Origin of the sequence: Streptomyces sp. D2-8 (assembly GCF_023184515.1) — a bacterium.
Lineage (GTDB): Bacteria > Actinomycetota > Actinomycetes > Streptomycetales > Streptomycetaceae > Streptomyces.
Map to the genome: position 1 here is coordinate 173,216 of NZ_JAAHBP010000014.1, position 16,387 is coordinate 189,602.

Here is a 16,387-nt window from a genome sequence, read left to right on the forward strand (position 1 = left end):
TCACCTGAACGGTGGATCCGGCCGGAGTGACCGGAACGGGGGAATGGCCGGGTGCGGGTCAGCCGAAGCGGTTCAGCAGGCGGCGGTACAGGCCCGGCGCGAGGCCGCGGACCCGGCCCGGGACGGTCAGCCAGGTGGGGACGTAGGCCTCGTCGCGGTTCTGCCGGACGGCCTCCCAGATCGTGCCGGCGACGCAGCCGGGCGAGAGGAGACCGGCGCCGGTGCCGTCGTAGGGCCTGCCGCGGCGGATGTGGAAGGCCGTGTCGACGGCTCCGGGCACGACGAAGGTCACGCCCACGCCCGTGCCGCGCAGTTCCTGGCGCAGCGCCTCGGCGAAGGCGGCCAGGCCGGCCTTGGCGGCGGAGTACACCGCCTCCTCCCGCAGGCCCACGCAGCCGGCGACCGAGCCGAGCAGCACCACGCGGCCCCGTCCGGCCGCGATCATGGAGGGCAGCACCTCGCGCACGAGGTGGAGCGTGGCGTTGAGGTCCAGGGTCAGCACCCGGTCGATGTCGGTGTGCGGCATGGCGGTGAAGGGGCCCGCCCAGCCCATGCCCGCCCCGGCGACCAGGACGTCGATCCGGCCGGTGGTGTGCAGCGCGGTCTGTGCCAGGAGGCGGGGGCCGTCCGGGGCGGCGAGGTCGGCGGGCAGCACGACGGCCGAGGTGCCGGACGCCGTCTGCTCCAGGCGGCGCCGGTCGCGTCCGCTGAGGAGCAGCTGCCAGCCGTCCATGGCGAAACGCCGAGCCGTGGCCGCCCCGATGCCCGAGGAGGCCCCGGTGACCAGGGCCACGCGCCGGTCGATCCGTCGCGGCGGCCCGTACTGGCTCACCCGGGCGGGGACGGGGGCCGTGGAGCGGCGCGGGGCGGGGTCCGCCGGTGGGTCGTAGGCCGAGCCGGAGCCGGTGAGTGTCACGAGTCGCTCTCCCCTGCGCTGTGCGTCCGCCGTGGTCTCGTCTGTCTCCATACGGTCACTGGAAACGGAACCCTCTCTCGCCGGACACCGCCACCGCACGACGGGCCGCCGGGGCCCGGGCGGCCGGCCCCCGCAGGCCCCGGCCCGTGGGCCGCTTGCGCACCGGGCCGCCGCGCACCGCGTCCGGCAGGACCACTCCTGCGGGACGCGCGATTGCGCCAAGCGGGGGTATGGGAGGGGCGGCGGGCGGAGGCGATGCGGGCACACTCATCGAAGATGTTGAACATTGAACGGAATAGGTCTACGGTGGGTCGCGTTGGAGTAGTTAAAGATTCAACATCACACCCAGGAGGCCCCCATGAGCATCTTCAGCCGCAACGACACCCAGACCGCCGCCGCCACCGGTGCCGCCGTGAGCCCCGAGCTGGCCGCCCTGACCGGCGACTACACGATCGACCCGGCGCACTCGACGATCGGCTTCGTCGCCCGCCACGCCATGGTCACCAACGTCAAGGGCGGCTTCCAGGACTTCACCGGCACGCTCCACCTCGACGGCACCGATCCGTCGCGGTCGACGGCCTCCCTCGACGTCGTGATGGACAGCATCGACACGGGCAACGCCGACCGTGACGGCCACCTCAAGAGCGCGGACTTCTTCAAGGCGGACGAGTTCCCGACCATGACGTTCCGCTCCACCAAGGCCGAGGCCCTCGGCGGTGACGACTACCGGATCACGGGCGACCTGACGATCCTCGGCACCACCCGCGCCCTCGTCATCGACCTCGAGTTCAACGGCGCCGCGAAGGACCCCTTCGGCAACGAGCGCGTCGGCTTCGAGGGCAAGGCGGAGATCCTGCGGTCGGAGTGGGGCCTGACCTGGAACGCCGCGCTGGAGACCGGCGGCGTCCTGGTCTCCGACAAGATCAAGCTGAACTTCGACATCTCGGCCATCCGGAACGCGTGAGCCCCGCGGGGCCGGCCCGGTGACGTCAGCCCGGGCCGGTCTGGCCGGTTCCCGCCCCTTGTGCAAAGTCTGTCGGCGTTCTCATAATCCAGCAGCAGTATTTTGACCAGTCCATGCCAGCACATGGACGTTCTTTTTGCCTTGCTGCTGTCATGCACTCGTCAATCTGATGCTTCGGTTGCACGTCTCCCCGGTCAACCCCCCACGGAAGGCATCACGTTGAAGAGACTCCTCACCGCCCTCAAGAGATGCGCGGCCCTCGGCGCCGCCGCGCTCGCGATCGCCAGTCTTCAGCCCGTCTCCGCCGCGCAGGCCGCCCCGTCGCCCGTCGTCGGCGGGACGCGGGCCGCGCAGGGCGAGTTCCCGTTCATGGTCCGGCTCTCCATGGGCTGTGGCGGCGCGCTCTACACCCAGCAGATCGTGCTCACGGCCGCGCACTGCGTGGGCCGTTCCGGCAACAACACGAGCATCACCGCCACCGCGGGGGTCGTCGACCTCCAGTCCACCAGCGGCCGGGTCCAGGTCCGCTCCACCAAGGTGCTGCGGGCCCCCGGCTACAACGGCACGGGCAAGGACTGGGCGCTCATCAAGCTCGCCCAGCCCATCAACCTGCCGACCCTGAAGATCGCCACCACGTCGCAGTACAACACCGGTGACTTCACCGTCGCCGGCTGGGGCGCGAACCGCGAGGGCGGCTCCCAGCAGCGCTACCTCCTGAAGGCGACCGTGCCGTTCGTCAGTGACGCCGCGTGCAAGGCCTACGGCGGTTCCTACAGCGGTCTCGTCGCGAACGAGGAGATCTGCGCCGGCTTCGACGCGGGCGGGGTCGACACCTGTCAGGGCGACTCCGGCGGCCCGATGTTCCGCAAGGACAACGCCGGCGGCTGGATCCAGGTCGGCATCGTCAGTTGGGGTGAGGGCTGCGCCCGGCCCGAGGCCCCCGGCGTCTACACGGAGGTCTCCACCTTCGCCTCCGCCATCGCTTCGGCGGCCTCGACCCTCTGACCCACGGTTTCAGGGCCCGACACCGACGGGTGCCGGGCTCTGTCCCGTAGGACGGACTGCCGCCTGCGGCCTCACCACCGCACCGCCGGGCCGCCCGGCGGTGCAGTGGTCGCGCCGACCACCGAGGGGTGTGGGGCCCACCCCGCAGCACAGCGCCCCGCCGATCCCCCCGGGCCGTGTCGAAGGGCGCCCGGGCCCGCCGACGGCCCCCGCGGCTTCACCGCGCCCGCGCAGGCCCGCTGGACAGCGGCGCCAGTCGCACCAGGCCCGGTGTTCCCCGACGGTGCCGCCTTCCGCCGGGCTCAGCCCCCCGCGTCCCGTGGCTCCAGCTTCCCCACCGCCGCCGCCACCTGCGCAGCCCGGCTCCCTGCCGTTCTGGCGCGGAGTACCCCGAGCATCAGCAGGTACCGGTCCGTCCGCCCGAGTGCCTCGAAAGCCGCAGCGGCGCGGGGGCTCCGTTGCAGGGCCGCCGCCAGGTCGTCGGGGACCTCGGCCTCCTTCTGTGACGCGTACGCCGCCTCCCATCGGCCGTCCGCCCGCGCGGCCGCCACCTCCGCGAGTCCGCCGGGCCGCATCCGCCCGGCGGCGGTCAGCTCCTCGATCCGACGGACGTTGACCATGGACCAGAGACTGCCCGGCCGCCGCGGGGTGATCCGCTGGAGGTAGTACGACGCGTCGAGTCCCTTGCGCTGCCCGGTGATCCACCCGTGGCACAGCGCCACGTCGTTGACGTCGGCGGCACTGACGGAGGGGATGCCCGAGCCCTTCTTCGCGACCCTGACCCAGAGGCCGGGGTGCGGGGCGGGGTGCTCGGTCAGCCAGGAGTCCAGGCCGTCCGGGGTCTCGAAGGAGAGGGGGCCGGTGCCGTCGGAGGGGGTCATGCCACCACCGTAGGGAGGAAACAGGACAGCTTCCGTCCGCTACCCGAGGAGCACGCGGGCCTGTTCGCGGGCCTGGGCGATGGCGTCCGGGAAGATGCCCAGGCCATGGGCGACCAGGGCGCCCTCGTGCAGGAGCATCAGCGTCCGGGCCGTCGCATCCGCCGTCTCGGGCGCGATCTCCGCGGTGAGGCGCGTGAACAGGGCGAGCATCCACCGCTTCTGCCCGGTGATGATCGGGTGGGCCGGATGCGCGGGGTCACTGATCTCCGCATGGGCGTTGACCATGCTGCATCCCTTGGGGCTGAACTCCTGCGCCCACGCGCGCGAGGCGTCGAACACGGCCAGGACGCGCTCGCGCGGGTCCGGGCCCGCCGCGTCGAGGCGCTCGGCGAGGAAGGCCCGCCAGCGCTCGTCACGGTCGGCGAGGTACTCCACGACGATCTGCTCCTTGGAGCCGAACCGGTCGTAGAGCGTCTTCTTGGTGACCCCGGCCTCGGCGGCGATGAGGTCGACGCCGACGGCGTGGAGGCCGCGTTCGTAGAACAGCCGCGCGGCGGCCGTCAGGGCACGGCGGGCGGCGGGCGTCATCGTGATCCGGCGGGGATTCGGCGCGGTGGTACCCATGGCACCCGACTATACCGATCTGTATAGTGAACGGCAGACCGCGCTCGGACTGACCGTCTGCCTCGTGGCGGTCGTCGTCGTCCATCGCGGTGGCGGCCGGAGGGGCACGACCCTGACCGCCGCCCGGGCGGAGCCGGAGAAAAACCGGTGGACCCGCTCCCCCGGCCCCGCCTAGCCTGCCGTCCGTGTCCGGCCCCGAGGCGTCCAGAGTGCGGCCGCCGGCTCTCCGGTGGCTGTTCGTGACGCCGATGCCGGGCCGCTGAGGCCGCCCGCTCGCTCCGCTGCCGGTTTGCCGTCCGACCTGTAGCGCCCGCGCCGTAGCGCTCGGACTCAGGTACGCGCGGGTCCGGTGACTCTGCCGCCCGCAGCCTCCGGGATGACCGGGCAGCAGCGAGAACGGGCCCTGGGGCAGGACGCGCACGGCACTGAACTCCCGTGCCGTCGCGCTCGGACCCGGGTCAGAATCCGCCCCCGAAGTCCCCGCCTCCACCGAAGCCCCCGCCACCTCCGAAGTCCCCTCCTCCGAAGCCGCCCCCGAAGTCGCCGGTGTCGAAGTCGGCGCCGGAGACGTCGCCGCCCTCGTAGCCGCCGAAGTCGCCGTAGCCGGAGCCGTAGTCGGCCGCGTAGGCGGGGGCGGCCATCATGCTGCCGAGCATGGTGCCGACGAGGAGGCCGGGCAGGAGGCCGCCGCCGAAGTAGCCGCCGGCCCAGGGGCCGTACGCCGGTCCGGCCTCCCAGTAGGGGCGGCGGCCCTGGTCGGTGTCGACCTCGCGGACCGCAGGGTCGCGGCCCTCGGCCAGGCGCCTGTCGTCGGCCGCGCAGACCGGGACCTCGCGGGCGGCTCCGGCCGGTGGCGTCCAGGTGGCGTCGGCGACCGAGGGGCCGTGGCGCGGGTCGAAGAAGCAGGGCGGGCGGCGCTCGGGCAGGGCTCCGCCCTCGCGGCGGGCCGCGAGCCGGGCCAGGGAGAACCGGCCGTCCTCCACGGCCTGGGTGACGGCCCGGACGTCCTCCGGTTTCGTCGCGGCCGCCATCAGGGACTTGGACTGCTCGTAGGAGTCCAGGGCACGCTCGTAGTCGGTGCGCATCGCGTCGTCGGCGCCGGGCTCCCCGGGATGGAAGTCGAGGCGATCGAGCTCCTCGCCGAACGCGGTGATGTCCTCGTCGACGACCACCCGCAGCTTCTCCAGCGCGGCCCGCTGCTCCTCCTCGTGGCGGCGCCGGTTGCGGCGGGCCAGGGCGTAGGCGCCCGTGCCGCCGGCCGCGACCAGGGCGCCGACCGTGATCAGACCGCCGACCGGCACGTCGGTGCCCGAGCCGTCGCTCCAGCTGCTCGGCGCCGAACCGCCCACGTTGCGCAGGGCGTCGTCGACGAAGTCGTTCAACTGAGCCTTGGTGTCGCCCGCGTCCTGCACGGCCGTGACCAGGTTGGACACCGCCTGCCGGCTCATCACGGAGCTGTCGGCGCGGGCGTCGAACCGGTCGCCGAGGTGGATGCCGTACAGGCCGGTGACGCCGGTCTCCGTGCGGAGGTTCCGGAAGAGGTCCTGCGTGGGGTAGCCGGCCGGCAGGACGGCCACGAAGACGGGCTTGTCCGCGTCCTTGATCTTGTCGGCGAGGGCCTCCGCGTCCGACGCCGCGAGCTGCCCGGAGGCGGCCGGATCGACGTAGACGGGGCTCTCGCGCAGTTCCTGGGCGACCTTGGACAGGTCCGTGGCCGCGTGCGCGCCCGGCGCACCGGCCAGCAGCACCGCCAGCACGGCGGCGAACGGCACGATCAGCAGGCGTAGGACGGTACGCACCAGGGCGGCCTTCATATGTTCGAAGCTACCCGAAATAGTACAGAAAGGGATATCCGTCGAGGCACGGATTTGTCGACGCGGCTGCGCCTAGGATGCCTCTGACCATCCAGGAGGGGCGGGATCAGGGGCATGTTCGGACGACGCAGGACTGCGGACATGACGGTGTCCGAACTGACCGAGCTGGACCGGTCGCGTACGCGGGCCGACCTGCTGTGGGAGCTGTTCCGGCATGCCGAGGCGGAGGTGACCTCCGCGATCGGCTGGTATCTGGCCCGGCGCCGGGGACCGTCGCTGTGGTCGCGTTCGCTGCGGGCGCTCGCCACGCTGCTCGGCATCGTCGGCACGATCACGCCGCTGGTGCACGCGGCCGCGCCGACGGCCGTCCAGCCCGAGTGGGGTTTCGTGTTCCTGGCCGGCGGTGCGGGCTGCGTCCTCTTCGACCGGATCTTCGGGTTCTCGGCGTCCTGGACCCGCTACATCCGTGCGGAACTGGCGTTGCAGCAGATCCTCAAGAAGGCACAGGCCGACTGGGCGCAGGCGTTCCTGAGGACCACCGACTCCCCCAGCGACAAGGAGCAGGCCGCGCTGCTCGGGGTGATCGAGCGGCTGCGGGCCGACGCGCAGCGGATCATCGAGGACGAGGGCACGGCGTGGGTCGGTTACCTGGCCGACGGCGTCGAGGAGCTGACCCGCTCCACCAGCACCGCCACCGGCCAGCGCTCCCACACCGCGGGCCTCTTCCGCCTCGACCGGACCCCCGGCCGCGACCGGGGCGGCGAGGTCCCGGGACCGCGGTCCCGGGACACGGCGATGTGACCCGCGCCCCGGGCACCCGGCCCCGCCGGAGTGCGGCTACTCCGCCGGAGCGACCCCCGCGCGCAGCAGCCCGTACGTGTACGCGTCCTCCAGGGCCTGCCAGCTCGCGGCGATGACGTTGTCGGCGACGCCGACCGTCGACCACTCCCCCGCGCCGTCGGACGTGGAGATCAGCACGCGGGTCGTGGAGTTGGTGCCGTGCTTGCCCTCCAGGATGCGGACCTTGTAGTCCACCAGCTCCAGCTTGGCGAGCTGGGGGTAGATCTTCTCCAGGCCCACGCGCAGGGACCTGTCCAGGGCGTGGACCGGGCCGTTGCCCTCGGCCGTGGCGACGATGCGCTCGCCCTTGGCCCACAGCTTGACCGTGGCCTCGTTGGCGTGGGAGCCGTCGGGCCGGTCCTCGACGATGGCGCGCCAGGACTCGACCTCGAAGTACCGCAGCGGCCCGCCCTGGACCTCGGCGCGCAGGAGGAGTTCGAAGCTCGCGTCGGCCGCCTCGTAGGTGTAGCCCCTGAGCTCGCGCTCCTTCACCCGCTCGACCACCCGGCCGACCAGCGCGCGGTCGCCGCCGAGGTCGATGCCGAGCTCCTTGCCCTTGAGCTCGATGGAGGCGCGCCCGGCCATGTCGGAGACCAGCATCCGCATGGTGTTGCCGACCAGCTCGGGGTCGATGTGCTGGTACAGGTCCGGGTCGACCTTGATCGCCGAGGCGTGCAGTCCGGCCTTGTGGGCGAAGGCGGAGAGGCCGACGTAGGGCTGGTGCGTGGAGGGGGTGAGGTTGACGACCTCGGCGATGGCGTGCGAGATGCGCGTCATCTCACGCAGGTGCCCGTCGGGCAGGACCTTCTTCCCGTACTTGAGCTCCAGGGCCGCCACGACCGGGAACAGGTTGGCGTTGCCGACGCGTTCGCCGTAGCCGTTGGCCGTGCACTGCACGTGCGTCGCGCCGGCGTCGACGGCGGCCAGGGTGTTGGCGACCGCGCAGCCCGTGTCGTCCTGGGCGTGGATGCCGAGCCGGGCGCCGGTGTCGGCGAGGACCGTGGCGACGACGGCCTGGATCTGGGCCGGGAGCATGCCGCCGTTGGTGTCGCACAGGACGACGACGTCCGCGCCGGCCTGCGACGCCGTACGGACGACCGCCTTGGCGTACTCGGGGTTGGCGCGGTAGCCGTCGAAGAAGTGCTCGCAGTCGATGAAGACGCGGCGCCCCTGCTCCTTGAGGAAGGACACGGTGTCGCGGACCATCGCCAGGTTCTCGTCCAGGGTGGTGCGCAGCGCGAGCTCGACATGGCGGTCGTGCGACTTGGCGACCAGTGTGATCACCGGCGCGCCGGACTCCAGGAGCGCCTTGACCTGCGGGTCCTCGGCGGCGGTGGTGCCGGCGCGGCGGGTGGAGCCGAATGCGACGAGCTGGGCGTGCCGGAAGTCGATCTCCTGCTGGGCGCGAGCGAAGAACTCGGTGTCCCGGGGGTTGGCGCCCGGCCAGCCGCCCTCGATGAAGCCCACGCCGAAGTCGTCCAGGTGCCGTGCGATGGCGAGCTTGTCGGCGACGGTGAGGTTGATGCCCTCCCGCTGGGCGCCGTCACGCAGGGTGGTGTCGAAGACGTGGAACGAATCGTCGAGCTCGCTGGTTTCGGTCATGGTCTCAAGGCTCCTGAGGATGGGATCTCGGTCGTACCGGAATGACCGGCTCCACCGCCCTCACATACTCCCTCGCGCTCTCGCCTCCGGCTGTGGGTGGGCCAGAAATGCGAAAAACCTCTCGCGGGTGCGAGAGGTCTGCGCGCGGGTCGAGGACGACGGTGTCCGCCCGTACCTGGTCGTACGTGGCGGTCACTGCGGACCGGCGCGCCTGCTGCCAATAATCATGGCGAACGAGAGCACGGAGGGAGTCTTGCACAACCCCCGCGCCTCGCTCACCGTTGTCTCAGGATGCGGTCCGGGTCACCTCAGGTGACGGACATAGACGTGCGCCACGACAGCGGCTTGTTGTCCGGCCGAGTCGGGTGGTGGGTGGGCATAGGTCCCGGGTCCGGGGGCCGGAGCCCCCGGAGTGGGGGCCGGACTCAGCCCAGCGGGTGCATCCAGCCGTGCTTGTCGTCGGCCGTGCCCCGCTGGATGTCGAGCAGCGCCTGGCGGAGCCGCAGCGTGACCTCGCCCGGCTCTCCGCCGCTCTGCTTCCACTCGGTCCCGGACCGCTTCACCGTGCCGACCGGCGTGATCACCGCGGCCGTACCGCAGGCGAACACCTCGGTCAGCGAGCCGTTCTCCGAGTCCCGCTGCCACTGGTCCACCGAGACCCGGCCCTCCTCGGCCTCGTACCCGAGGTCACGGGCGACGGCGAGCAGGGAGTCCCGCGTGACGCCCTCCAGGATGGACCCGGTCAGGGACGGCGTGACGATCTTGTTGCCGTACACGAAGTACAGGTTCATGCCGCCCAGCTCCTCGACCCACGTGTGCTCCACGGCGTCGAGGTAGCAGACCTGGTCGCAGCCCTTGGTCGCGGCCTCGGCCTGCGCCAGCAGGGACGCGGCGTAGTTGCCGCCCGTCTTCGCGTCGCCCATGCCGCCGGGGACGGCACGGACGCGGTCCTCGGAGACCCAGATGGACACCGGCTTCACACCACCGGGGAAGTACGCCCCGGCCGGAGAGGCGATCACCAGGAACAGGTACTCGTTGGCCGGCTTCACGCCCAGCCCGACCTCGGTGGCGATCATGAACGGGCGCAGGTAGAGGGACTCCTCGCCCCCGTGCGCCGGCACCCACGCCCGGTCCTGCTTCACCAGGGCGTCGCACGCCTCGATGAACGTCTCGACCGGAAGCTCGGGCATACCGAGCCGGCGGGCGGAGCGCTGGAACCGCTCGGCGTTCTTCTCGGGGCGGAAGGTGGCGACGGACCCGTCGGGCTGGCGGTAGGCCTTCAGACCCTCGAAGATCTCCTGCGCGTAGTGCAGGACCGTGGTGGCGGGATCGAGGGAGATCGGCGCGTACGGGACGAGCTGGCCGTCGTGCCAGCCGCGGCCTTCCGTCCACTTGATCGTCACCATGTGGTCGGTGAAGTGGCGGCCGAACCCGGGGTTGGCCAGGATTCCCTCGCGTTCGGCGTCGGAGAGCGGGTGGGCGGAGGGCTTGAGCTCGATCGTGGGCGTCGTCATGGGTTGATGTCCTTCACCGGTTGTAGTGACGGGCCGCGCTCGGTACTGCTCTGATGGTGACCAGTGCTAGGACGTCCGAGCATTCCCTCATTGCGCGGCCTCGCGTTCGATTATCGCCCGGGGGCGGCGGCGGAAGGAACGGGGTGAATGCGGCCCGGTGGTCGATGGTGGCACCCGGCGGGAACATGCGGAAGCCGCCGGGCGCGGATGCGACCCGGCGGCTTGCGGTGTGCAGCGGCGGGTCAGCCGGCTACGCGTACGGCGAGCGCGTCGCCGATCTCCGAGGTGGAGCGGGCGGGCTTGCCGGTGCGCTCGCCGAGGTCGGCCGCGACCGCCTCGTCGATGCGGGCGGCCTCGGCCTCGTAGCCGAGGTGGCGCAGGAGCAGGGCGACGGACAGCACGGTGGCGGTCGGGTCGGCCTTGCCCTGGCCGGCGATGTCCGGGGCCGAGCCGTGCACGGGCTCGAACATGGACGGGAAGTCGCCGGAGGGGTTGATGTTCCCGCTGGCGGCGACGCCGATGCCGCCGGAGACGGCCGCGGCGAGGTCGGTGACGATGTCGCCGAAGAGGTTGTCGGTAACGATCACGTCGAAGCGCTCGGGCTGCGTGACGAGGTAGATCGTCGCCGCGTCCACGTGCATGTACTCGGTGGTGACCTCGGGGAACTCCTCGGCCACCTTGTTGAAGACGTTGGTCCACAGGTGACCCGCGAAGGTCAGCACGTTGTTCTTGTGGATCAGCGCCAGCTTCTTGCGGGGGCGGGCCTGGGCACGCGCGAAGGCGTCACGGACCACGCGCTCGACACCGAAGGCCGTGTTCACCGAGACCTCGGTGGCGACCTCGTGCTCGGTGCCCTTGCGGATCGTGCCGCCGTTGCCGGTGTACGGGCCCTCGGTGCCCTCGCGGACCACGACGAAGTCGATCTCCGGCTCACCCGCGAGCGGAGTGGCGACACCCGGAAGGAGCTTCGACGGACGCAGATTGACGTGGTGGTCGAAGGCGAAGCGGAGCTTGAGCAGGAAGCCGCGCTCCAGGACGCCGGACGGCACCGACGGGTCACCGATCGCGCCGAGCAGGATCGCGTCGTGCCGCTTCAGGGCGTCGAGGTCGGCGTCGGTGAGGGTCTCACCGGTGGCGTGGTAGCGCCGGGCGCCGAAGTCGTACTCCTCGGTCTCCAGCTTCACATCCTGCGGAAGGACGGCGGAGAGGACCTTCAGACCTTCGGCCACGACCTCCTGGCCGATGCCGTCACCCGGGATCACTGCGAGATTGATGCTGCGAGACATGCGGGCACCCTACTCCTCGTCCCATGGGATGACATTCGGTGTCCGTGATGCGGACAGGCGGGAGGCACCCGCTCGGGGGACGGCACGCGTCCGCCGGGTGCCGTTCACCCGTACGTGGTGCGGCCGTTGGCCTCCGGTGGGAAGCTCGCCGGACATGGAGATCCCCCACTTCGGCATCCCGCCCGAGCTCGCCCGCCGGATGAGCATGGCGGAGCAGCACGAGTACCTGCGGACGCGGCTGTCGCGGCGGCGCACCCTGGTGACCGCGGGCGCCGTGGCGAGCGGGCTGCTGACCGGCTGCTCCGGTTCCGGCACCCGTTCCGGCCAGGGCGGCGCGACGGCCGCCGGGAGCCCGTCACCCGGCACCTCCAAGGCGCCCGGCTCCCTCATCACACCCTTCGGCCGCCATCTCGCCTTCGGCGCCGACCCCAGGACGCAGATGCGGATCTCCTGGCAGGTGCCGCTCGCGGTGCGCAGGCCGTACGTCCGGGTGGGCCTGCGCCCCGACGACCTCGGCCGCAAGGTCGAAGCGGAGCTGCGCGACCTGCACACCCCGGAGCTGAAGGGCGTACGGGCGGCGGTCGACCAGTACTACCTGCACGCCGCGCTGGACGGCCTGCGTCCGGACACGACGTACTACTACGGCGTCGGCCACGAGGGCTTCGACCCGGCCTCCCCGCGGCACCGGTCGACCGTCACGTCCTTCCGCACGGCGCCCGCGAGCCCGCCGAAGCGGTTCGTGTTCACCGCGTTCGGCGACCAGGGCGTCGGCGAGGAGGCGGCCCTCAACGACCGTACGCTGCTGCGCCGCGAGCCCGCCTTCCATCTGCACGCCGGCGACATCTGCTACGCCGACCCGACCGGCAAGGGCAAGGAGTCGGACGTCTTCGACGTGAGCCAGTGGGACCGGTTCCTCAAGCAGACCGAGCCGGTGGCCAGGTCGGTTCCGTGGATGGTGACGACCGGCAACCACGACATGGAGGCCTGGTACTCACCCGACGGCTACGGCGGCCAACTCGCCCGGTTCTCCCTGCCGGACAGCGGCTTCGACGCGCGCACGGCACCGGGCGTGTACGCCTTCACCTACGGCAACGTCGGCGTGGTCGCGCTGGACGCGAACGACGTGTCGTACGAGATCCCCGCCAACTTCGGCTACACGGAGGGGAGGCAGACGAAGTGGCTGGACCGGAAGCTCGGCGAGTTAAGGTCCGCGAAGGACGTCGACTTCATCGTCGTCTTCTTCCACCACTGCGCGTACTCAACGTCCACGCACGCCTCCGACGGCGGGGTGCGCGCCGAGTGGCTGCCGCTGTTCGCCCGGCACGAGGTGGACCTGGTGATCAACGGGCACAACCACGTCTACGAGCGGACGGACGCCATCCGGAACGGCGAGGTGGGCCGGCCGGTGCCGGTCGGCGGGACGACGGATCCGCGCCGGGACGGGATCGTGTACGTCACCGCGGGCGGCGGCGGCAAGGAGCTCTACGGCTTCCCCGACGGCGTGAAGGAGAGCTACGAGGGGAACACCGCCGACCACGAGCCGGTCACCACGTTCCGGTGGACCAAGTCCCAGGACACCAAGGCGGAGTCGGCGCAGTGGTCGCGGGTGCGCTACCGCGGCTTCTCGTTCCTCTCGGTGGAGGCGGAGAGCGGCACCAGGCCGAAGCTCACGGTGTCGGCGCTGGCGTCGAGCGGTGCGCGGATCGACCGTTTCGAGGTGCGGCGCGGGGCCTGACGCCCCGCACCGCGCCTCGTCGGGCGGCTCCCGGTCCTGATGCGGCTCAGTGGCCGCTGGATCCACCGTTGTCCCTGCGGTCGAGGGCGCGCTGGAGCGCGGCGGCGGCGTTCTTGCGGTCGGACTCGCTCATACGGGAGACGTGACGGACTCGGCGGCGGACGGTCGTCTCGGCCATGGGAAATCGACTCCTTCGACAGCATGGAGTGCACAGGGAGGGTTACGAGACGCCGGAAGGGGCGGGGAGCGGTGCCGCAGGGGTTGCCTGCACGGGGCCCGGCTCACGACCGCCATTCGCTTGGTCGAGCGAGACGTTCGGCTCCTACAAAGCTAAGGGAGCGCGGAGCGTCTGTCTCCACAATTACTCGGACTTCCTACTATCTGAGACGGTGGACTGGGTCACACCGCGCTGACCTGCGATGTTTTCTACAACACGTCGCCGTCGCGCCAGTCGAAGAGCAGCTCGTGCGCGGGGTCGAGGGAGCCGGCCAGGGCGGCACGGACGTAGGTACCGCCCTCCTCGTCCGGCAGGCGGACGACGCCGTCCCGCGGGCTGAGGGCGTGCACCTGACCGCTCCACGGCTCCCAGCCGCGGGAGGTGTAGAGCAGGGCACCGTCGTCGCTCGCGGAGAGGGCACCGAGATCGTAGGCCCGGTCGACGACGCGTTCCAGTTCCGCCATGACCAGCCCGCCGAGACCGGTGCGGCGGGCGTCGGCGCGGACGGCGACGTTCTCGACGTACCCGGTGCGCAGCCACCGGCCGCGATGCCGCACCCGGCGCATCACGACCGCGCCGTGCGCGGCGAGCCCCGAGTCGTCGTGGACGAGGGCGTGCATGCCGCCGAGGCCGTGGTCCCAGTCCTCGTCCCCGAAGTCACCCTCGAACGCGTCGTCCAGGAGGCCGCGCACGGCGTCGAGTTCGGCGGGGGTCAGATCGGCGGTGTGGGCGGTGCGCGCTCGGATGGTCATCGCACCAGTATGTGAAGGGACCGGGCGGCTCTCGACCGGTTGTCCGGGCCCGCTCCGGCGAGTCCACCGTCGAGCGCGGCCGGATGTCCTCGGCCCCGTCGACGATGAGCACGGGCACCTCCAGGCCCGCGCGGGCGGCGTACAGGCCGGGGGTGCCGCAGACACTCCTCGCCGCGGCGGTCAGCCGCTGGTTGCACGCGGAGTTGATCCCGAGCCAGGGGGCGGCCCTCCGCTCGGCGTGCTCCGTCGCCCGGTCGGCGTCCGGGAACTCGGCCGACCAGTGCAGGACTGCCCATTCCCGCTCCTGGGCCTCGTCGCGCCCCGGCGTGTCCGTCAGCTCCCCCCAGCGGACCGGACGTTCGGGCCGCTCTCCGAGCCGGGCCCGCTGGTTCTCCTTGCACGCGCCGTGCCGGTCGCTGTCCGGGCCGATGCCCGTACCGCTGGCACCAGGGGCGTGGCGCCCCGGCCGGAGCGCTGGGCCCACAGTCGTACGCCGTCCCCGGTGGTCACGGTCTCCGTCGTGGTCATGGCCCCGGTGTTTCCGCCGGGCATGCCGACGGGCCAGGCCTTTTCGGCCTGGCCCGTCGGTGCGCCGCGGGGTGTCAGCCCATGTGCGGGTACGTGTAGTCGGTCGGCGGGACCAGCGTCTCCTTGATGGCGCGGGTCAGGGTCCAGCGCATCAGGTTCTGCGGGGCGCCGGCCTTGTCGTTGGTGCCCGAGGCGCGGCCGCCGCCGAAGGGCTGCTGGCCGACGACGGCACCGGTGGACTTGTCGTTGATGTAGAAGTTGCCGGCCGCGTAGCGCAGCTTGTCCGCCGTGTACGCCGCCGCCGCACGGTCGTTGGCGATGACCGAGCCGGTCAGGGCGTAGTCGGAGACGGACTCCATCTGCGTCAGCATCTCGTCGTACTTGTCGTCCTCGTAGACGTGCACGGCGATGATCGGGCCGAAGTACTCGGTGCGGAAGACCTCGTTCTCCGGGTCGGTGCACTCGATGACGGTCGGGCGGACGAAGTAACCCACGGAGTCGTCGTAGGTGCCGCCCGCGACGATCGTGCAGGAGGCGTCCTCCTTGGCGCGGTCGATGGCGGCCTTGTTCTTGGCGAAGGCACGCTCGTCGATGACGGCGCCGATGAAGTTCGACAGGTCGGTGACGTCACCCATCTTGATGCCGTCGACCTCGGCGGCCAGCTCCTCCTTGAAACCGGAGTTCCAGATCGAGGCGGGGATGTACGCCCGGGACGTGGCGCTGCACTTCTGGCCCTGGAACTCGAAGGCGCCGCGGGTGAACGCCGTCTTCAGGATCGCCGGGTCGGCCGACGGGTGGGCGACGAGGAAGTCCTTGCCGCCGGTCTCGCCGACGAGGCGCGGGTAGGTGCGGTACTTCTCGATGTTGTTGCCGACCGTCTTCCACAGGTACTGGAAGGTGGGGGTCGAGCCGGTGAAGTGGATGCCCGCGAGGTCCCGGTGCTCCAGGGCGACCTTGGAGACCTCGATGCCGTCACCGGTGACGAGGTTGATGACGCCCTTGGGCAGACCGGCCTCCTCCAGCAGCTGCATGAGCAGCACGGCGGCGTGGGTCTGCGTCGGGGACGGCTTCCAGACGACGACGTTGCCCATCAGGGCCGGGGCCGTCGGCAGGTTGCCGGCGATGGCGGTGAAGTTGAAGGGCGTGATCGCGTAGACGAAGCCCTCCAGCGGGCGGTGGTCCAGACGGTTCCACACGCCCGGGGAGTTGGCCGGGGGCTGCTCGGCCAGGAGGTTGCGGGCGTAGGAGACGTTGAACCGCCAGAAGTCGATCAGCTCGCAGGGCGTGTCGATCTCGGCCTGCTGGGCGGTCTTGGACTGGCCGAGCATGGTGGAGGCGGCGAGCGTCTCGCGCCACGGGCCGGACAGCAGCTCGGCGGCGCGCAGGATGATCGCCGCGCGGTCGTCGAAGGACATCGCACGCCAGGCGGGCGCGGCGGCCAGGGCCGCGTCGATGGCGTCCTGGGCGTCCGCTTGCGTGGCGTTGCGGTACGTGCCGAGCACGGCCTGGTGGTTGTGCGGCTGGACGACCTTGAAGGCCTCGCCGCCGCCCATCCGCTTCTCGCCGCCGATGGTGCAGGGCAGGTCGACGGGGTTGTCGGCCAGCTCCTTCAGCCGGGCCTCCAGCCGGGCCCGCTCGGGCGAGCCGGGGGCGTAGCCGTGCACCGGCTCGTTGACGGGGGTGGGGACCTGGGTCACAGCGTCCATGTT

Annotated in this window: 15 protein-coding genes; 5 read left to right on the forward strand and 10 right to left on the reverse strand. The window is 71.6% G+C overall.

The features are described from left to right. Positions 1–58 precede the first annotated feature (58 nt). Complete coding sequence (locus tag G3I77_RS24780; protein WP_248507365.1) at positions 59–916, reverse strand: SDR family oxidoreductase; 858 nt, start codon at positions 914–916, stop codon at positions 59–61. Between the two features lie 358 nt (positions 917–1,274). Between G3I77_RS24780 and G3I77_RS24785 the strand changes: the two genes are divergently transcribed. Continuing rightward, positions 1,275–1,880: a YceI family protein gene (locus G3I77_RS24785; protein WP_248507236.1), complete on the forward strand. Its 606-nt coding sequence runs from the start codon at positions 1,275–1,277 to the stop codon at positions 1,878–1,880. 219 nt (positions 1,881–2,099) lie between these two features. Next, complete coding sequence (locus tag G3I77_RS24790) at positions 2,100–2,885, forward strand: trypsin-like serine protease (protein WP_248507238.1); 786 nt, start codon at positions 2,100–2,102, stop codon at positions 2,883–2,885. Positions 2,886–3,187: 302 nt separating this feature from the next. Here G3I77_RS24790 and G3I77_RS24795 read toward each other — a convergent pair whose 3' ends face one another. Together G3I77_RS24795 and G3I77_RS24800 are read right to left on the reverse strand one after the other, a co-directional pair. After that, a complete protein-coding gene (locus tag G3I77_RS24795; protein ID WP_248507239.1) occupies positions 3,188–3,766 on the reverse strand; it encodes a YdeI family protein in 579 nt (192 codons plus the stop codon). Positions 3,767–3,805: 39 nt separating this feature from the next. Then, positions 3,806–4,390, reverse strand: a complete 585-nt coding sequence (locus G3I77_RS24800) for a TetR/AcrR family transcriptional regulator (protein ID WP_248507240.1) — start codon at positions 4,388–4,390, stop codon at positions 3,806–3,808. On the opposite strand from G3I77_RS24800, the gene G3I77_RS24805 reads away from it, so the two are divergent. Further along, positions 4,389–4,565: a hypothetical protein gene (locus G3I77_RS24805; RefSeq protein ID WP_248507241.1), complete on the forward strand. Its 177-nt coding sequence runs from the start codon at positions 4,389–4,391 to the stop codon at positions 4,563–4,565. The genes G3I77_RS24800 and G3I77_RS24805 overlap by 2 nt on opposite strands. 283 nt (positions 4,566–4,848) lie before the next feature. Here the strand turns inward: G3I77_RS24805 and G3I77_RS24810 are convergent, their stop codons facing one another. Then, positions 4,849–6,204 carry a hypothetical protein gene (locus G3I77_RS24810; RefSeq protein ID WP_248507242.1) on the reverse strand — a complete coding sequence of 452 codons (1,356 nt, stop codon included), beginning with the start codon at positions 6,202–6,204 and terminating at the stop codon, positions 4,849–4,851. 141 nt (positions 6,205–6,345) lie between these two features. Here G3I77_RS24810 and G3I77_RS24815 point away from each other — a divergent pair, with 141 nt between their 5' ends. After that, positions 6,346–7,005, forward strand: coding sequence for an SLATT domain-containing protein (locus G3I77_RS24815; protein WP_248507243.1), 660 nt, complete (start codon positions 6,346–6,348; stop codon positions 7,003–7,005). 36 nt (positions 7,006–7,041) lie between these two features. On the opposite strand, the gene cimA is transcribed toward G3I77_RS24815, so the two are convergent. The 3 genes from cimA to G3I77_RS24830 form a co-directional block, all read right to left on the reverse strand. Continuing rightward, the gene (cimA, locus tag G3I77_RS24820; RefSeq protein WP_248507244.1) at positions 7,042–8,646 is read right to left on the reverse strand and encodes a citramalate synthase; all 1,605 of its coding nucleotides are present in this window, start codon (positions 8,644–8,646) and stop codon (positions 7,042–7,044) included. Positions 8,647–9,071: 425 nt separating this feature from the next. After that, complete coding sequence (locus tag G3I77_RS24825) at positions 9,072–10,160, reverse strand: branched-chain amino acid aminotransferase (protein WP_248507245.1); 1,089 nt, start codon at positions 10,158–10,160, stop codon at positions 9,072–9,074. A 242-nt stretch (positions 10,161–10,402) separates the two neighbouring features. Continuing rightward, the gene (locus G3I77_RS24830) at positions 10,403–11,446 is read right to left on the reverse strand and encodes a 3-isopropylmalate dehydrogenase (RefSeq protein WP_248507247.1); all 1,044 of its coding nucleotides are present in this window, start codon (positions 11,444–11,446) and stop codon (positions 10,403–10,405) included. Positions 11,447–11,600: 154 nt separating this feature from the next. Between G3I77_RS24830 and G3I77_RS24835 the strand changes: the two genes are divergently transcribed. After that, positions 11,601–13,181 (forward strand): metallophosphoesterase family protein, encoded by a 1,581-nt coding sequence (locus G3I77_RS24835; RefSeq protein WP_248507249.1) that lies wholly within the window; start codon positions 11,601–11,603, stop codon positions 13,179–13,181. A gap of 46 nt (positions 13,182–13,227) precedes the next feature. On the opposite strand, the gene G3I77_RS40695 is transcribed toward G3I77_RS24835, so the two are convergent. The 3 genes from G3I77_RS40695 to pruA form a co-directional block, all read right to left on the reverse strand. After that, the gene (locus tag G3I77_RS40695; RefSeq protein WP_086025117.1) at positions 13,228–13,359 is read right to left on the reverse strand and encodes a hypothetical protein; all 132 of its coding nucleotides are present in this window, start codon (positions 13,357–13,359) and stop codon (positions 13,228–13,230) included. A 248-nt stretch (positions 13,360–13,607) separates the two neighbouring features. Further along, complete coding sequence (locus G3I77_RS24840; protein WP_248507251.1) at positions 13,608–14,150, reverse strand: GNAT family N-acetyltransferase; 543 nt, start codon at positions 14,148–14,150, stop codon at positions 13,608–13,610. Positions 14,151–14,752: 602 nt separating this feature from the next. Further along, complete coding sequence (gene pruA, locus G3I77_RS24845; protein ID WP_248507253.1) at positions 14,753–16,384, reverse strand: L-glutamate gamma-semialdehyde dehydrogenase; 1,632 nt, start codon at positions 16,382–16,384, stop codon at positions 14,753–14,755. Positions 16,385–16,387 lie beyond the last annotated feature (3 nt).